Origin of the sequence: Streptomyces aurantiacus (assembly GCF_027107535.1) — a bacterium.
GTDB lineage: Bacteria > Actinomycetota > Actinomycetes > Streptomycetales > Streptomycetaceae > Streptomyces.
On record NZ_CP114283.1, the window covers coordinates 3,955,648 to 3,972,901 of the forward strand.

The 17,254-nt window shown below is 70.3% G+C and carries 15 protein-coding genes; 7 read left to right on the top strand and 8 right to left on the bottom strand.

What is annotated here, in order from left to right; all coding sequences use genetic code 11:
• Window positions 1-2: 2 nt before the first annotated feature.
• Complete coding sequence (locus O1Q96_RS19345; protein WP_269253650.1) at window positions 3-1,175, bottom strand: PP2C family protein-serine/threonine phosphatase; 1,173 nt, start codon at window positions 1,173-1,175, stop codon at window positions 3-5.
• Between the two features lie 201 nt (window positions 1,176-1,376).
• On the opposite strand from O1Q96_RS19345, the gene O1Q96_RS19350 reads away from it, so the two are divergent.
• Window positions 1,377-1,808 (top strand): MarR family transcriptional regulator, encoded by a 432-nt coding sequence (locus O1Q96_RS19350; protein ID WP_269249386.1) that lies wholly within the window; start codon window positions 1,377-1,379, stop codon window positions 1,806-1,808.
• 238 nt (window positions 1,809-2,046) lie between these two features.
• On the opposite strand, the gene O1Q96_RS19355 is transcribed toward O1Q96_RS19350, so the two are convergent.
• The 4 genes from O1Q96_RS19355 to O1Q96_RS19370 form a co-directional block, all read right to left on the bottom strand.
• The gene (locus O1Q96_RS19355; RefSeq protein WP_269249387.1) at window positions 2,047-2,430 is read right to left on the bottom strand and encodes an STAS domain-containing protein; all 384 of its coding nucleotides are present in this window, start codon (window positions 2,428-2,430) and stop codon (window positions 2,047-2,049) included.
• A gap of 336 nt (window positions 2,431-2,766) precedes the next feature.
• Entirely contained in the window at window positions 2,767-5,310 is a 2,544-nt protein-coding gene (locus O1Q96_RS19360; RefSeq protein WP_269249388.1) for a SpoIIE family protein phosphatase, read from the bottom strand.
• 94 nt (window positions 5,311-5,404) lie between these two features.
• The gene (locus tag O1Q96_RS19365) at window positions 5,405-9,685 is read right to left on the bottom strand and encodes a HAMP domain-containing protein (protein ID WP_269249389.1); all 4,281 of its coding nucleotides are present in this window, start codon (window positions 9,683-9,685) and stop codon (window positions 5,405-5,407) included.
• Window positions 9,686-10,164: 479 nt separating this feature from the next.
• Entirely contained in the window at window positions 10,165-11,043 is an 879-nt protein-coding gene (locus O1Q96_RS19370; RefSeq protein WP_269249390.1) for an RNA polymerase sigma factor SigF, read from the bottom strand.
• 390 nt (window positions 11,044-11,433) lie between these two features.
• Between O1Q96_RS19370 and O1Q96_RS19375 the strand changes: the two genes are divergently transcribed.
• From O1Q96_RS19375 to O1Q96_RS19385, 3 genes are all read left to right on the top strand, one after another.
• Complete coding sequence (locus O1Q96_RS19375; RefSeq protein WP_269249391.1) at window positions 11,434-12,354, top strand: SigB/SigF/SigG family RNA polymerase sigma factor; 921 nt, start codon at window positions 11,434-11,436, stop codon at window positions 12,352-12,354.
• 95 nt (window positions 12,355-12,449) lie between these two features.
• Window positions 12,450-12,731 (top strand): DUF5133 domain-containing protein, encoded by a 282-nt coding sequence (locus tag O1Q96_RS19380; RefSeq protein WP_269249392.1) that lies wholly within the window; start codon window positions 12,450-12,452, stop codon window positions 12,729-12,731.
• A 283-nt stretch (window positions 12,732-13,014) separates the two neighbouring features.
• Window positions 13,015-13,956, top strand: coding sequence for a sensor histidine kinase (locus O1Q96_RS19385; protein ID WP_269249393.1), 942 nt, complete (start codon window positions 13,015-13,017; stop codon window positions 13,954-13,956).
• Between the two features lie 60 nt (window positions 13,957-14,016).
• On the opposite strand, the gene O1Q96_RS19390 is transcribed toward O1Q96_RS19385, so the two are convergent.
• Together O1Q96_RS19390 and O1Q96_RS19395 are read right to left on the bottom strand one after the other, a co-directional pair.
• On the bottom strand, window positions 14,017-14,589 hold the full coding sequence (locus O1Q96_RS19390) for a Dps family protein (RefSeq protein WP_269249394.1): 573 nt from the start codon (window positions 14,587-14,589) through the stop codon (window positions 14,017-14,019).
• Window positions 14,590-14,665: 76 nt separating this feature from the next.
• Window positions 14,666-14,836 (bottom strand): DUF5670 family protein, encoded by a 171-nt coding sequence (locus O1Q96_RS19395; protein WP_269249395.1) that lies wholly within the window; start codon window positions 14,834-14,836, stop codon window positions 14,666-14,668.
• 272 nt (window positions 14,837-15,108) lie between these two features.
• Here O1Q96_RS19395 and O1Q96_RS19400 point away from each other — a divergent pair, with 272 nt between their 5' ends.
• Both O1Q96_RS19400 and O1Q96_RS19405 read left to right on the top strand, forming a co-directional pair.
• Complete coding sequence (locus tag O1Q96_RS19400) at window positions 15,109-15,480, top strand: PRC-barrel domain containing protein (RefSeq protein WP_269249396.1); 372 nt, start codon at window positions 15,109-15,111, stop codon at window positions 15,478-15,480.
• A gap of 239 nt (window positions 15,481-15,719) precedes the next feature.
• The gene (locus O1Q96_RS19405) at window positions 15,720-16,172 is read left to right on the top strand and encodes an ATP-binding protein (protein ID WP_419586917.1); all 453 of its coding nucleotides are present in this window, start codon (window positions 15,720-15,722) and stop codon (window positions 16,170-16,172) included.
• A 127-nt stretch (window positions 16,173-16,299) separates the two neighbouring features.
• On the opposite strand, the gene O1Q96_RS19410 is transcribed toward O1Q96_RS19405, so the two are convergent.
• Window positions 16,300-16,734, bottom strand: coding sequence for an ATP-binding protein (locus O1Q96_RS19410; RefSeq protein WP_269249397.1), 435 nt, complete (start codon window positions 16,732-16,734; stop codon window positions 16,300-16,302).
• A gap of 316 nt (window positions 16,735-17,050) precedes the next feature.
• Here O1Q96_RS19410 and O1Q96_RS19415 point away from each other — a divergent pair, with 316 nt between their 5' ends.
• Entirely contained in the window at window positions 17,051-17,227 is a 177-nt protein-coding gene (locus O1Q96_RS19415) for a hypothetical protein (RefSeq protein WP_269249398.1), read from the top strand.
• Window positions 17,228-17,254 lie beyond the last annotated feature (27 nt).

Consider the following 17,254-nt stretch of genomic DNA (forward strand, 5'->3'; position numbering starts at 1 on the left):
GCCTAGGGCTCCGGCTGCCCTCCGTACCAGTCGAGACAGACGACCAGCGCGTCGTCGTCCGGCTCGGGCCCCCCGCGGTGACCGGTGAGTTCCCTCAGGACCGCCCCGGGGACCTCGGCCGGCGGCACCAGGCTCGTCGACGAGATGGCCCGGGCCAGCGCGCGGTCGCCGTACCTCTCGCCGCCCGGCCCCGCGACCGCGTGGACCCCGTCGCTGACGAAAACGAGCCGGTCGCCGGGCTCGATGGTGAACTCCTGGGCGACGTAGTCGGATTCCTCGAACATGCCCAGCGGAAGCTGCGCGTCGAAGTCGACGGCCGTGACAGTCCTGTCGCGCAGGCGCAGCATCTGCGGTGAACCGGCGTCGACGACCTGCAGGCGGCCGGTGGACAGCTCGAGGTCCAGCAGCAGCACGGACAGATACGCGTCACCGCGGTAGTGGGCGTGGATCGCCTGGTCGGCCAGGGCCGCCTGGTCCGCGATGGGGATGCCCGCCCTGCGTGCGTTGCGCAGCGCGTTGATGCCCAGGCTGGTCAGCAGCGAGGCCTCGATGCCTTCGCCCATGCCGTTGGTGACGTACAGCATCAGGTGGTCGGCGGTGGCGCACCAGTCGAAGTTGTCGCCGAAGACGGCGTAGGCGGGCTGCAGTTGGGCGCCCAGCGCGTACTCGGGACCGGCGCAGGAGCGCGCCGGCAGCAGCTGCCACTGCATCTCCGCCGCGAGCGTGAGCCGGTCCTTGCGCCGCGCCTGGAGGTACAGGTCGGTGTCACGCTCGGCGACGACCACCTCGTGGCCCAGGGCCTCCGCCACCTCCCCCAGTTCGGCCGCACACCCGGCGGCCGTGTCCGCGGAGGGCAGGGTGACGGACAGGACCCCCAGCCTGTCGCCGCGCACGGTCACGGGCAGGTGGACGCGCGCCGCGCCGCCCGCGCACTCCTCGGTGACGGGCTCCTGGGCCCCGAAGGCCCGGCCGGCGGGACCGGTGTGCACGGACAGGGGGGCCAGTGTGTGGGGCGGCGCGGACACGGGCTGCAGCACGGTCAGTCCGTAGTCGGCCATGAAGAGTTCGACCTCCTGCGCCGCGTAGCGGCCGCACAGCACCTCCCGGACCGCGTCCAGCAACTGGTGCGGAGCCGCGGAGCGCAGTGCGCGCTCGGCTGCCACGAATCTGTTCACGATGTCGGACACGCCGTTCTCTCCGCGTCGGTGGTCTCGTGTTCGCGCCGTCGTGTACGCGACGGCGAGGGCCTGTGCCTGCCCGTGCAGGTGGGGAGCGCGTGCGGTCCGAAGCGGCGGGCTGACAGCGTTCGTGAAGCCTGGAAGAGTGTCACCGTGACTTCCTCCTCCGCGCGCCCGCAGCCCCATGAGGTGGCGCGAGTGACCTCCGAAGCGGCGGAGCTGCTCGAGGTCCTGTGGGGGCGCGCCTCGACAGCGCCCGTCTCGGCGTCCCAGCTGCGCGTGCTGTTCATCCTTGAGCACAACGAGGGCATCAACCTGCGCACGCTCGCGGACGCCCTGGGGTCCACGCCCCCGTCGACCAGCCGGCTGTGCGACCGCCTCCAGGCCGTGGGGTTCGTCGAACGCAGGCCAGGCGCGACCAGCCGCCGCGAACTGCGGCTGTACCTCAGCCGCCGGGGGCGTGCGTTCCTGACCGACCTGCGCTCGCGCCGCGAGCGGGCGCTGCAGTCCGTGCTGGAGCAGATGCCGGCGGTACGACGGACCCAGCTGCTGCAGGGCCTGATGGCGTTCTGCGCCGCCGCGGCGCAGGAGATCCACGACGACGCCGCCGCCGACGTCAGGACGGCCTGACCGTCCCGCCGACCGCCCCGGGGCACCGGCAGGTGCGGGAACCCGCACAGGAGGCGCTCCGTGCGGGGGCGGGTCCCGGTCGACCGTTGCATCCCGGATCCCTCCCGCGCCCGCGCGCCGCTCACCTTCTCGCTTCGACCCACTGTTTCTTGTTTCGGTCCATTGTTGTCGAACGGCAACTGTTGTACGTGACTGCGCTCCGCCGTCCCTCTGGCGGCGGAGCGCGCGGAAGCGTGGTTCAGGCGCTGGGCTCGCCCTGCTGCTTCTCCACGAGGGCGAGTGCGTCCTCGACACTGTCCGAGATGGGGACGGTGATGCTCACACCCGTGAGGTCGAGGACCCGTCGCACGGCCGGAGCCGGCGAGACGATGTGCACGCTTCCCCCGGATTCGCGGGTCTGCTGGTACGCCCGGATGATGATGTTCATACCGGACGAGTCCATGAAGGGAACCGACGCGAGGTCCAGCAGGAAGTGGCGACGGCCGTGCTGGAACTGGTTCGCCAGGTGATGCTGCAGTCCCGTCGCGGTGTCGATGTCCAAGTGGCCCTCGACCGTGAGCAGGACGACTCCCTCGCGCGGCAGAGTGACCTCGACGGACAACGGGTTCTGGGCTATGGACACAGGTACCTCCCACAGGTGTTGACGGCTTGGGCTGGCTACCCCCGCACGCGGATTCGATGCCGTCGGTACCGGCCTGCGCGACGTGATCAAGCTCTCGTCCGCGCATGCTCCCGGCACACGTCGGACACCTCGGGCGGAGGGCGGACACGCGCGTGACGCACCACGCCGTCCACGTGTGGCCCCTCGCCCGGGGGTCTGTGTCTCTCGTCGCACATGCCCGCGCGTCTACCCCCGCATCGGCTGCGTATGCGGGGGAGTTTCCCGCGGACGCACACGAGACCGGCACGTCGGCCACGCGGGCCGCGGCCCGGCCGCGTGCACCGGTGCGGGCAGGGGCTACGACACGCGGATCCCGACGATGCAGGTGTCGTCGTCGGTGTCCGACCTGCTGTACGTGAGGAGCCGGTCGAGCTGCTGGTCGAGCGTGCACGGCGCCGTACGGACCGTGGTCAGCAGCTGCGTCATGGATTCCTCCATCGAGCGGTCCCGACGCTCGATCAGGCCGTCCGTGTACATCAACAGCGTGTCGTCGACCGCCAGTTGTACTTCCTCCTCGTCGTACGTCACCTCGGGTACGGCGCCCAGCAGCAGGCCCTTGACGAGGGGCAGGGACACGGCCTCCGCGTCGCGCACCAGCACGGGCGGCAGATGGCCCGCCCTGGCCCAGCGCAGCGTACGGCGGCTCGGGTCGTAGAGGCCGCAGACCGCCGTGGCGGTGATGGACCCCGTCAGGTGGTGCGCCACGCTGTTAAGCCAGGACAGCAGCTGGCCGGGGCCCGCGCCCGTCACGGCCAGCCCCCGCAGCGCGTTCCGCAGCACGACCATGCTCGTCGCCGCCTCTATGCCGTGACCGGCCACGTCACCCACACACAGGAGCACCATCCCCGACGGCAGGACGACCGCGTCGTACCAGTCGCCGCCCACCAGCTGTTCGGTCTCGGCGGGCCGGTAGCGGACGGCCACGTCGAGCCGCGGAGCCTGCAGCGGGGCCTGGGTCGGGGGCATGATCGCGTGCTGCAACTGCAGCGTCAGGCGGTTGCGTTCGGTCGCCTGCTGCTCGCTGTGCGCGAGCTGGTCGCGCGTGGCGGCCAGCGCGACCTCCGTCCAGTGCTGGGCCGAGATGTCCTGGTACGCCCCGCGCACGACGAAGGTCCGGCCGTCGGCGTCGAGCACCGGCTCCGCCACCACGCGGATGTGGCGGGTCACGTCGTCGGGACGCTGGAGCCGGAACGCCGCGGACGCGGGCCGCCGGTGGTGGAGCAGCGTGCGCAGGAAACGGCCGATGGCGACGGCGTCGTCGGGGTGCGCGTGCAGGGCCAGTTCCTCCAGCGGCACCGGCGTACTCGACGGCGACCTGCCGTACAGGCTGAAGAGCTGGCCGTTCCAGGTGATCTCACCCGTGAGCAGGTTCTCCTCGAAACCGCCGATGCGGCCCAGCCGCTGTGCGTGCTGCAGCAGGCTCGCGAGCCGTGCCGTCTCGTCCTCGATGCGCCAGATGAGCAGCACACTGTTGCCGTGGCGGCTGATGCTGATGTCGGCCACGGACGACAGCGGCACCTGGTCGACGAGGGCCATGAGGTTCATACGCCGCGCGCGGAACGGCTCCCCGGTGGCGTAGACGCGTTCGATCCGCTGGAACAGCTCGCTCTCCCCGGCGGCCATCGGGTAGGCCTCCAGCAACAGGGCGCCGTGGATGAGGCCGCGCGGCCGGCCGGCCGGATCGAGGAAACGGCTGTTGACGTGATGGATGTGGAAGTCCACGAGATGCCCGTCGTCGTCGACGTACGGGACGAGGACCAGCGCCGGGTCGTGCAGCCCGTCGGCCAGGTCCACCAGTTCGGTGGCGTCCGGGAGGACCCGGGGTTCGCTGACGGTGTCGCCGCCGTTGACGAATGCGTACGTCTCCAGGGTGTGGGCGCACAGTTCCGCCAGCGCCTCGACCTGGCGGACCACCTGAGGAGACTGGGGTGCCAGGGGAGAGGCCCAGACGACTTCGAGGACTCCGTGGACGCGGCCTCCGGTACCGGCGGGAAGCGCGGCCCTTCCCCCGTCGGGGAAGTGGTGCTGGCCGATGGAGGGCAGGCCGGTCTCGGAGAGGGATCCGATCCACTGCCCCGCGCGCTCGGTCAGGCTCGTGCGGGCCACCGTCACGACCCCGGGGGGCACATAGTGCCAGCGCCCGGCCTCCGCCGGTGAGAAGCCGGCGCTGCCCGCCAGGGTGAGGGAACCGTCGGGCCGCGCAGTCCAGATGGCCACGGCCACCGCGCCGAGCGGGTGCAGCGCGTGGTGGAGCAGGGAGTCGGCGACCGCCTGTGTGTCGGGTGCCGCCAGTGCCCCGCTCTCGGCCTCCCGCAGCCGTACGGCGGGGGAGGGGGCCCTCTCCACGGGCTCGCCCGCCGGGGCGTCGCCGTCCCTCGCGCCGGCCAGGAAGGCGCCGGCCACGTCGGACAGCCGGTCACGGGCGGACTGGTTGATGACGTCGACGGCGAGTTCGAGCGGCGACACCCTTGCCTGTTCGGCCAGTTCGGCGAGCTGGCGGGCGGCCTGGGCGGGCCCGCACCCCAGCCGCTCGACCAGGATGCCCTTGGCGAGTTCGATCAGGGCACGCCCGTCGGCCTCGGCCTGGGCCGCTCGCACCTCGTGGCGCAGGCGCTCGACCGTGGCGGCCAGCTTCCCCACCGGATAGGTGGTGGTGAGCGCGGTCTGCTCGTCCTCCGGTACGTCGTCCGTGTCGGCGGTGTCGACCGGTTCGGCGCTCGCAGGCTGTGCGGGTGACGACTGTGCGGGCGATGACTGTGCGAACGGTGGCTGGGCGGGAGTTTCGGATCCGGGCGTCGACGCGTCGTCGGCCGGATCGGGGCGCTGTTCGGAAAGGCTCACGATGCCAATGCTCCTCGGCTGGGATGCCCATGGGGGCGGGGCGCGGAGACGGCACCCGGCCGGCGTACGGTGATCGCCGGCCGGGTGCCGTCACTCACGCGGGCAGCCAGCGGCGGACGCAGGCGATCAGGTCGTCGGTGTCGACCGGCTTGGTCACGTAGTCACTGGCCCCGGAGGCGAGACTCTTCTCCCGGTCGCCGGGCATCGCCTTCGCCGTGACCGCGATGATGGGAAGTTCCGCGTACTGGGGCATCTTCCGGATCTCCGCCGTGGCGGCGTAGCCGTCCATCTCCGGCATCATCACGTCCATCAGGACGAGCGCGATGTCGGGGTTGTTGACCAGCGCCTCGATGCCCTTGCGGCCGTTGTCCGCGTGCAGGACGTGGAATCCCTGGAGCTCCAGGATCCCGCTCAGCGCGAAGAGGTTGCGCGCGTCGTCGTCGACCACCAGGACCGTACGGCCGAGGAAGGCGTCCTCGACGGGCCTGGGCGTCTCGGACTGCGGCTCCTCCGCGCGGGCCAGGGACGGCACGTCCCCGAGCTCCTCGGCGGAGAGGTGCAGGGCGATGCGCTCCCGCAGTTCGTCCAGGCTGGACAGGAACTCCAGGGCACGCGTGCCGGAGCGGGCCTGCAGCGCCTGTTCCTGCGCCAGGTCCGCGCGGTGACCGCTGTGGACGAGCACGGGGACGTTCGCGAGCGCCGAGTCACCCTGCATCGCGTCGAGGAACCGGGGCGCCTCGCCGCCGGGCATCCCGAGTTCGAGAACGACACAGTGGCACGCTCCGGCTGCCAGCGCGCTCGCCGCCTCGGGGGCTCCCGCGGCGGTGACGATGTCGACCGTGCCACGCGGATCACCGGCGTCCTGGCCGCGGGTGACGTCCGACACCGCGCTTTCGGCGACGAGCGTCAGCAGCCCGCGCTGACGCTCCTCGACGACCAGGAGGCGACGCCTGGGGTGCCTGGCCGGGGCAGCCGGACCGGAGGGCGCGGCATGTGCCGCCGAGTCCTCGTTCGGAACCACCGCTCCCGGCGACTGCTCGAGGAGCCGGGGACTGATCACGAGGTTCTCGAAGTCGGGGCGTGCCACCGGCAGGAACAACGTGAACGTACTGCCCTGTCCTGGCGTGCTGTCGACGGTGACGGCACCGCCGAGCAGGTGGGCGATCTCCCGGGTGATGGACAGACCCAGACCGGTGCCGCCGTACTTGCGGCTCGTCGTCCCGTCCGCCTGCTGGAAGGCACCGAAGATCGTCTCCAGATGCTGCTCGGGGATTCCGATCCCCGTGTCCTGCACCCGGAAGGCGACGATGGTGCCGCCCCGGAACACACCGGCGGGCACCTCGTGGTCGGCCGCCGGTTCGATCCGCAGCTCGACGCCGCCGTGTTCGGTGAACTTGACCGCGTTCGACAGCAGGTTGCGCAGGACCTGGCGCAGCCGGGAGTCGTCGGTGAGCAGGTCGGCGGGCGCCCCCGGTGCGGTACGCACGGTGAAGTCCAGGCTCTTCTGCGTCGTCATCGGCCTGAAGGTGGCCTCGACGTACTCCAGCAACTGGCGCAGCGGGACGACCTCGGGGCTGACGTCCATCTTGCCGGCCTCGACCTTCGAGAGGTCGAGGATGTCGTTGATCAGCTGGAGCAGGTCCGACCCGGCGGAATGGATGATGCCCGCGTACTCGACCTGCTTCGGAGTGAGGTTGCGCGACGGGTTCTGGGCCAGGAGCTGGGCGAGGATCAGCAGGCTGTTCAGCGGAGTCCGCAGCTCGTGGCTCATGTTCGCCAGGAACTCCGACTTGTACTTGGAGGCCAGCGACAGTTGCTGGGCGCGGGTCTCCAGCTCCTGCCGTGCCTGCTCGATCTGCAGGTTCTTGGCCTCGATGTCACTGTTCTGCGCGGCCAGCAGGGAGGCCTTGTCCTCCAGCTCCTCGTTGGAGCGCTGCAGTTCGTCCTGCTGGACCTGCAGCTCCTCGGAACGGGCCTGCAGCTCGGCGGTCAGACGCTGGGACTCGTCGAGCAGTTCGTCGGTCCGGGCGTTGGCCACGATGGTGTTGACGTTGACGCCGATGGTCTCCATCAGCTGTCCCAGGAAGTCGTGGTGGATCTGGGTGAAGCGGGTGATGGAAGCGAGTTCGATGACTCCGAGCACCTGGTCCTCGACCACGATGGGCAGCACCACGAGGGCGGTCGGCACCGTCCGGCCGAGCCCCGAGGAGATGGTCACGTATCCCGGCGGCAGTTCGTCCACGGTGACGGCGCGACGGCTGCGCGCGGCCTGGCCGACCAACGAGCGGCCGAAGGGGATGCGGTCGGGCCGGCCGACCTCGTCGGGGTACCCGTAGGAGCCGACGAGCCGCAGTTCGGCGCCGCTGCCGGTGTCCTCCGCGAGGTAGAACGCGCCGTACTGGGCCACCACCAGGGGTGCGAGTTCGTCCATGATCAGCTCGGCGACCACGGGCAGGTCACGGTGGCCCTGCATCAGGCCCGAGATCCGCGCGAGGTTGGTCTTGAGCCAGTCCTGTTCCTGGTTGGCCCGCGTGGTCTCACGCAGGGACTCGACCATGGAGTTGATGTTGTCCTTGAGCTCGGCGACCTCGCCGGAGGCCTCGACGTTGATCGAGCGGGTCAGGTCGCCCTCGGCGACGGCGCTGGCGACCTCGGCGATCGCGCGCACCTGGCGCGTCAGGTTGCCCGCGAGTTCGTTGACGTTCTCCGTCAGGCGCTTCCAGGTCCCGGAGACGCCCTCCACCTCGGCCTGTCCGCCGAGCCGGCCCTCGCTGCCGACCTCGCGGGCGACGCGGGTGACCTCGGCCGCGAAGGCGGACAGCTGGTCGACCATCGTGTTGATGGTCGTCTTGAGTTCGAGGATCTCGCCGCGGGCGTCGACGTCGATCTTCTTGGAGAGGTCGCCCTTGGCCACCGCCGTCGTCACCAGGGCGATGTTGCGCACCTGGCCGGTGAGGTTGTTGGCCATGGAGTTGACGTTGTCGGTGAGGTCCTTCCAGGTGCCCGCCACGTTGGGCACCTGGGCCTGTCCGCCGAGGCGTCCCTCGGTGCCGACCTCGCGGGCGACGCGGGTGACCTCGTCGGCGAAGGCGGACAGCGTGTCGACCATCGTGTTGATGACGTCCGCCAGGGCGGCGACCTCACCCTTGGCCTCGACGGTGATCTTCTGGGAGAGGTCGCCGCGGGCGACGGCGGTGGCGACCTGGGCGATCGAGCGGACCTGGCCGGTCAGGTTCGACGCCATCACGTTGACGTTGTCGGTGAGGTCCTTCCACGTTCCCGAGACCCCCCGGACGGTGGCCTGGCCGCCCAGGTTGCCGGCGGTGCCGACCTCGCGGGCGACGCGGGTGACCTCGTCGGCGAAGGCCGACAGCTGGTCGACCATCGTGTTGAGGGTTTCCTTGAGCGCGAGGATCTCGCCGCGGGCGTCCACGGTGATCTTCTGGGAGAGGTCGCCCCTGGCCACCGCGGTCGCCACCTGGGCGACGTTGCGGACCTGCGCGGTGAGGTTGCCCGCCATGAAGTTCACCGAGTCGGTGAGGTCACGCCAGGTGCCCTTGACGCCCTTGACGTCCGCCTGTCCGCCGAGGCGTCCCTCGGTGCCGACCTCGCGGGCGACGCGGGTGACCTCGTCGGCGAAGGCGGACAGCTGGTCGACCATGGTGTTGATGGTGTTCTTGAGTTCGAGGATCTCGCCGCGGGCGTCCACGGTGATCTTCTGTGAGAGGTCGCCCTTGGCCACCGCGGTCGTCACCTGGGCGACGTTGCGGACCTGTGCGGTGAGGTTGCCCGCCATGAGGTTGACCGAGTCGGTGAGGTCGCGCCAGACGCCGCCGACCCCGGGCACCTGGGCCTGGCCGCCGAGCCGGCCCTCGCTGCCGACCTCGCGGGCGACGCGGGTGACCTCGTCGGCGAAGGCCGACAGCTGGTCGACCATCGTGTTGACGGTCTCCTTGAGCTGGAGGATCTCGCCCCGCGCCGGTACGTCGATCTTCTGCGACAGGTCGCCCTTGGCCACCGCGGTCGCCACCTGGGCGATGTCACGGACCTGGGTGGTCAGGTTGCCCGACATGGCGTTGACCGAGTCGGTGAGATCGGCCCAGGTCCCGGAGACGCCCGGTACCTCCGCCTGTCCGCCGAGTGTCCCCTCGGTGCCCACCTCTCGCGCCACGCGGGTGACTTCGGAGGTGAACACGGACAACTGGTCGACCATGCCGTTGAAGACGGTGGCGATGTCGCCCAGGAGTCCGTCCCCGTCGTCCGGCAGTCGCGTGCCGAAGTCTCCGTCCCGCACCGCCGTCAGGCCGGCCAGCAGTTGCCTCAGCTCCTGCTCGCCCGGCGTCCGGTCGACGGCGTCGGTCGTCTGGCTGGTCATGCGTACCCTCGTTCCATGCCTCATGGGTCCCCGGTGGAGGGACTCGGAACATCAGGCCCACTGCCGGACCAATTCCTCGTCGGTGTGTCCCGCTCCACGGGGCCGCCGACTGGAAAATACGCCGCAGGCTAACCCGTAGGTCAGGGTGTGAACAAAGTGTGGCGACAAAATCGCCAAACCGAGGACATGCCGAGGGTGAGGGCTTGCCTGGCCGGTGCGAGCCGGAACGCGGTGAGGGCGGCTCAAGGCCCGGGCGCCGACGCACTGTGGAGCCGTGGATCCCGGACGTCCGCGGCCCACGGATCTTCTGGCCGACCCGTCCGTCGCGGGCCCCGCAGCGTCGGGCCGAGCCATGCACCGTGAACCGCCGCAGCCCACGACTGAGCCCGCCGTCGCGGTCCCGGTGAGTGGAAATCGGGGATCGCGACCGCGGGCTCGGACACCGGTGCGGGGCCGGTCGGACGAGGCGGGGTGGGGCGTCAGGCGACCGCGGGGTCGAGCAGACCGGCGCGGAGGCGCTTGATGATGCGGCTGATCAGGCGCGACACGTGCATCTGGGAGATGCCGATCATTTCGCCGATCTCCGCCTGGGTGCGCTCCTCGACGAACCGCAGGTGGATGATCAGGCGCTCGCGCTCGTCGAGCTCCGCGATCAGGGGAGCCAGGGAGTGCAGGTCGTCCACGAGCTCCAGCGAGCGGTCGTCCTCCCCGATGAAGTCGGCCAGGACGGACTCGCCGTGCGAGCCGTTGTCGGGGGCCAGGGCCGCGTCGAGCGACGAGGAGTTGTAGCAGTTCGCCGCCTTGCGGGCCTCGATGACCTCCTCCTCGGGCAGCGACATGAGCTGTGACAGCTCGCTGGTCGTGGGGGTACGTCCCAGGCGGGTCCGCAGTTCCTCCGTGGCCTTCGCCAGCTCGACCCGGGCCTCCTGCAGCCGGCGCGGCACATGGACGGCCCAGCTCGTGTCACGGAAGAAGCGCTTGATCTCGCCGACGATGTACGGAACGGCGAAGGAGGTGAACTCCACCTCGCGGGTCAGCTCGAACCGGTCGATGGCCTTGATGAGGCCTATGGTGCCGACCTGGACGATGTCCTCCATCGAGTCCCCCCGGCCGCGGAAGCGCGAGGCCGCGTACCGGACGAGCGAGAGGTTCATCTCGATCAGGGTGTTGCGCGCGTACTGGTACTCGTGCGTGCCCTCTTCGAGCACGGCCAAGCGGTCGAAGAACTGCCGGGACAGTTCCCGGGCGTCCTTCGGCTTGACGCGCGACGGGTCGTCGATGAAAGGGAGCCCCGTCTCGTGCGCCGCCTGAGTCCCCTGCGCCGTGGCCGTTGCCTCGCCTGCCGTCACGGCTGTCATGCCGTCCACCCCACTCGTCGTCGCTGTTGATGACACACGCCGTCTGCCCCGCTTCACGCGACTCATTCCCCCTGATTTGAAAAAGAACGCGGGGTCTGTGGGTGATCTGGCCAGAAGTCGACGCCGGCCGCTCTCCGTCGAGGGGGCGTCGACCGTGCGTACGTGCGGGCGGCGAGGCGGACGGGGTGACGGGCCGTCAGTACGCCGCACCATCGATTTCGAGACGGGGTGTTTCTCCTCCGTGAGCAAGGGCAAGCGGAATTTCGTGCTTCGGACCGGAGGCACACCCCGCAGGAGCGGCTCAGCCCGCTGCGGTGGCCCTCCGGCGTATCGGTGGCCATCCTTCCTGCGGCATCCCCTCGCAAGCCACTTGTTCAGGAGCGAATCCGCATGCGTATCGACTTGTCGACAAGCCGCCTCGAGGAGCCTGTGCTTACCGAGGCGAAGCCCGTGTCCACGGGGGCGGCAACCGAACCAGGCCCGTCCGTCCGGTCCACAACGAGGCATCCGCACGACGACGCCCCTGACTCCGCGACCGACTTCGTCCGGCTGGCCGGGCTGGAGGACGGACCGGAACGGGATGCCGTCCGTGACGAGCTGGCGACGGCGTGGCTGCCCATGGCCCACCGCATCGCGGGCCGGTTCCGCGACCGGGGCGAGTCCATCGAGGACCTGCGCCAGGTCGCGGCGGTCGGGCTGGTGAAGGCGATAGACCGGTACGACCCCTCCCGCGGGGCGTTCGAGAGCTACGCCGTGCCCACCATCACCGGTGAGGTGAAGCGGCACTTCCGCGACCGCATGTGGGCGCTGAGAGTGCCCCGCCGGGTGCAGGAGCTGCGCAACAAGGTCCGGCTCGCCCGTCGGGATCTCACGCTGAACCCCGGGGCCCCGGAGCCGACGGTCGCCGAGATCGCGGCACACACCGGGCTGACGGAGGACGAGGTCAGCGCGGGCATGGAGGCGATGGAGAGCTTCAGCACGCTGTCCCTCGACGCCGAGTTGTCGTCCGCGGACGACAACTACAGCCTCGCGGACACCCTGGGGGAATCGGACTCCTCCTACGACGTGGTCGTCGACCGCGAAGCGGCGAAGGAAGGACTCCGTCGGCTCCCCGAACGCGAGCGGAACATCCTTTACATGCGCTTCTTCGAGGACATGACGCAGAACCACATCGCCGACCAACTCGGCATCTCCCAGATGCACGTCTCGCGACTCATCAGCCGCAGCTGCGCACGCGTGCGGGAAGAGGCGCTGGGCCGGCCGCCGCGCTCCGGCCGCGGTGGCTCCAAGGGCCGGCCGGGGGCCGTGTGACGCGGCCCCGTGGCCCCGGCGCCGCATGTGGTGCCCCGCCGGAACCGCTCGAACCCGCGGTTGATTCACGGTTACGTCATCAAGGAGTGAGACACATGCTGATGCCCCACCCCGCAACACTGCGCAAGCTCGTCGAGGAGTACGAGGCGCTCATCGCACGCGAGGCCGAGAACGGCGCGGCGAAGACGAACCAGCGGTCGCAGGACCTCGCCTACACCCTCTGCGTGTCGACCGGCACACGCGACGTACGGCTGGCCCTGGAGAAGGCGCGCCGCCAGCTCGCCGCGGCGCAACGGCCCGTGGCACCGATGCCGGTCCGGCACACCGGTGCCGGGATCGTCGAGGTCCGTGAAGCCGGCGAGGCCGTGTCGCGGTGAACCCCAGGGCCGGTCGCACTCGGGTGCGGCCGGCCCGGCCCGTGCGCCCTGCATCGTCCGAGGACGATGAGAGAACGCCAGTGCGACGGCGTATGGTGGCTCCCGAGGTGAGACCGGTGGACCTGTTGGGCAGCAAGGACAATTCGTCGTCGATCCCGCAGCCGGGCGGTGGCCAGCCGCCCCGGCCGAACCGGTCGGCAGCGGCCTTCGCGCAGGTGGCGCGGACGCGCCGACGCAACCGTCCGGAAGGCCGCCCCGCACCGCCGCCGACGGGAGCGCCTGCATGACGACGGCCACCGCGCCGGGATCCGATGCCTCTTTCGTGCACCCGGCGCTCTTCTACCGTGACGACCAGGAGTACCTGGCGGGCACGGTGCCTTTCGTGCTGGAAGGGCTGGCGGCGGCGGAACCCGTCGCGGTGGCCGCCCCGGCCCCGCGGCTCGAGCTGATCACCACGGCACTGGGACCGGCGGCCAAAGCCGTGCATCTCGTCGACATGACCATGGCCGGCCGCAATCCGGGCCGCATCATCCCTTCCGTCCTGCGCGCCTTCGCGGATTCCCGGACGGACCGTCGGGTGCGCATCATCGGCGAGCCGATCTGGCCCGGCCGCACCGCCGCGGAGTACCCCGCCTGCGTCCAGCACGAGGCCCTCATCAACGAGGCGTTCAGCGGCCGGGACGTGATCATCCTGTGCCCGTACGACGCCCGGTCGCTCTCGGAGGACGTGCTCACCGACGCCCACGCCACCCATCCCGTCCTCATCATCGGCGGACGGGAGTGGGCCAGCGACGCGTACGACCCCGGGAAGGTGCTCGCCCGTTGCAACGAACCGCTGCGCCGGCCGCCGGGCGCCGCGACCTTCGACTTCGACGCCGAGGCGCTGCCAGCGGTCCGGGACTTCGCGCTCACGCAGGCGCGGGAGCGGGGGATGGGCGAGGTGCGTCTGCAGGACCTGGCCCTGATCGTCGCCGAACTGACCACCAACAGCGTGGTCCACGCGGGCGGCGCGGGGACGTTGTGCCTGTGGGCGCAGAGTGAACAGATCGTCTGTCAGGTCAGGGACGTCGGCCGGCTGTCCGACCCGCTGGTGGGCCGCCGCCCCGCGCGCCCCGACCAGCTCGGCGGTCGGGGTCTCCTGCTCGTCCACTACCTCTCGGACCTGGTGCGCCTGCACACCGACGACGACGGCACGACGATCCGCAGTTACGTGTCACGCGCCTGACGCAACACAGTGGGCCCCAGATCCACAGAGGATCCGGGGCCCACTCGTGCGCCCGCCCTGCTACTGGGTGCTGCTCTGCTGAGCCGAGCGCGCTGCCTGGTTCTCGGTGTGTGCGCCTGCCGTCGACAGGGCGCCGCCGGAACTCTCGAGGTGCGCACGCACGAACCACTGGAACTGTTCCAGAGCGCGCAGCTGCTCGATGAGGAGGTCCTCCGTCACCGGGTCGACCTCGCCGACCTCGGCGAGCGTGGCGCGGTGACCTTCGATGATGCCGGTGTACACCAGATCGAGGGCGCCGAGATGCGCGATGGCATCGGCCCGCCCGACGTCGTAGTCGTCCCAGGTCCGCTCGGCGACGAGGGCGCCGGGTGTGCCCGCGGGCACACCTCCCAGCGCCGAGACGCGCTCGGCGGTGTCGTCGGCCATGCCGCGGACCTGCTCGACCTGCGGGTCGAGCATTTCGTGGATGGCGATGAAATGCGGGCCGACCACATTCCAGTGAATGTGCTTCAGAGTCAGCGAAAGGTCATTGAGCGCGTGCAGCCGCACGCGGAGCTGCTCGATAATCTTGCCGCCGTCCTGGGTGCTGAGTCCGGGAACGGTGTACTTGGGCTCGGTTCGAGACGACGTCATTCCTCATTCCTCCCTGGGAATTCTCGCTGTTCCGGATGACGGGTGCCGTGGCCGGCACTCCGGAGCTCATGCCCTGCTACCAGCGGTACCACCGTCCGCGGCGGCCACCGGAAGCGGTCGGACGCACGAGGAAGCCGAGCAGCCACAGCACCAGCACGATGACCGCGATCCACCACAGCGCCTTGAGTGCGAAACCCGCACCGAAAAGCAGCAGGGCGAGCAGAAGGACAAGAATAAGGGGAACCATTGTTTCAACCTCCAGGACTTCTGGTGCCCTGCTTTCCGGGGGGTACGCCACCCGTTTTCGACGCGGCGCGATATCTCGTCCGTTCGTCGCGCGGATACGGAGTCCCCCCATGGACCCCACGGCCCGCCCGGGGCCGGAAGTGGCCGTTGTGAGGAAGCCGTCACGAATGCCGGTCCGGCAGCGGGGTATTGGCTGCCCGTGAGGAAAGGCGGACGGCGGATGCCGACCGGGGTACTCCTCACGGACTCGAACACGGGGAAGGCAGGAGCGGCGTGACCACCGACGGAATCTGGTCGTACTCATCGGTCAGCGGGCACACGGAGGGACAGCGGCTCACGGGGTTCACGGTCGCCGCGGTCGACGGGACGATCGGGCGTGTGGACCGGCAGGCGGACGAATCCGGGATGCGGCATCTGATCGTCGACACCGGGGTCTGGCTGTTCGGCAGGAGCGTGCTGATACCCGTGGGCGTCGTCACGGCCATCGACCCGACGGCCCAGGAGATCAAGGTGGCGTGCACCGAGGAGGAGATCAAGGCCGCGCCCCGGTTCCACACGGACCGCGAGACGCTGGACCCCGGGTATCTCGCCGGGGTCGGTGACTACTACCGGAGCCTTCCGCCCCGGCCGTCCACCACGGCCTGATCGGGCGCGGTGGACGGCCCGGGGATCTGCCGGCACTGGATGCGGGTCAGGGGGAAGACGCATCCCGACGGGATCCCGCGCGAGGGAACGGACGCGAAGCCGACGGCGAGTGGCTCGCCCCCGCGACGGGGCCCGGCAGTAAGGGCGGTGGCGTACGCGGTGACCTGGCCGTGAAGCCGCCCGGGGGTAGCAGGCCGGCACCCGGCACCGAAGAAGCAGAGTTCAGGGGCACGACGCACATGGACCCGATCCACATGACCGCCTTCGCGTCGGCGGACCGCACCCCCGGGGGGATGTCGATGGCGGCAGCCCCCATCACGACCGCGGCGACGGCCCGTACGCATGCCCGGACCGTGGTGGTCGAGCGCTGGAACTCCGCCGGACGCACGGCGACGGAGGCGGGGCTCATCGATCTCTCGCTGGTCGTCTCGGAGCTGGTCACCAACGCCATTCGGCACGGGGGCGGTCTGGCCGGGTTCGACGTGACGCCCACGCCGGAGGGAGTGCGGCTGGCTGTGCACGACAACAGTGACGTCGTCCCCGCCGTCGCCTTCGGCCCCGGAGCACTTCCGCCCAAGCACCAGGTCAACGGGTACGGCTGGCCGCTGGTGATCCGGCTGGCACGTGAGATCGCCATCGACAGGCGTCCGGGGGGCGGCAAGACCGTCAGCGTGCTGGTACCGCTCGTCTGACCGGGGGCGGCCGACCGCGAACGGCCTCGGACGGGCGGAGACCGCCCTCGTCCGAGGCCTTGTCCGAATGATCCGGTCATCCCGTTTCCGCGGTGTGCCGTGGCGTGACGTACGCGGGTCGATGCCCTCACCAGGGCAGGAACACGTGGATGTCCTTGCCCTTGTCGGTGGCCACGACGCTCACCTGGTCGCACAACGTGTGGATCAGGTGCCATCCGACTCCGCCGCCCCCCCGGCCGGGATGGAAGGGACGAGGCGCGGGCGGTGTGGTGCTGGTGTCGCGCATCGTCACGTGCACACCGTCGAACGTCCGCCGCAGGCGCAGCTCGAAGGGGCCCGGCGCGTACTGCACCGCATTGGCCGCCAACTCCGTGACGACCAACAGGATGTCGTCCCAGTGCTCCGGGGCGGTCGGCGGTGAAGTGCGCGTGAGCGCAAGAAGAAACTCCTCCGCGGCGAGTCTGGCGCCCGTCACATTGGGCAGTTCGCCGGGGAAGGTCGTGGTCCGGGTGTACGTCTCCTCAGAAGGCAGTTTGTCGTCCCAACGCGGCTCGGTCGCCATTGCGCCTTCCCCAGCCCGCTCCCCGCAGGGCTGTGCTGATTCCGTGCTTCCACCTTCCCGATGGTGGGGGGCTTACTCGTCCGGGTCTGGTGGGGATGCTAGGTAATCCAGAATGCGATGGACTCTGGTGATTCCCGTGTGGTGGGCGAGTACCACGATCGACGCGATTCATGGGTGCCGGTCTGCGGCCATCCCCGAGCGGCAGCCGGACTCGCACCGTGGAGCGTCCCCCGTGCCTGTTCCGGCCGGGAGGGGGCACACGGGAGGTGTGGGGTGTGAGCCGATCACGCCCCGACCACCTAAGAGAGGGGAATCCGTGCTCAGCATCGCAGCAGCGGTCCTGTTCCTCATCGCGTTCCTGATCAATGCCGCGGACATCGCGACCAATGACATATTCACGTCGACGAACGTCATGCTCATCGGGCTGGCACTGCTGGCTCTGCATGTCGCCGGGGTGGGCAGCGGGTGGGGAAGCAGGAGCCGCCGGCGGTGACGTGCCGGACACCACCCTGGCACGCAC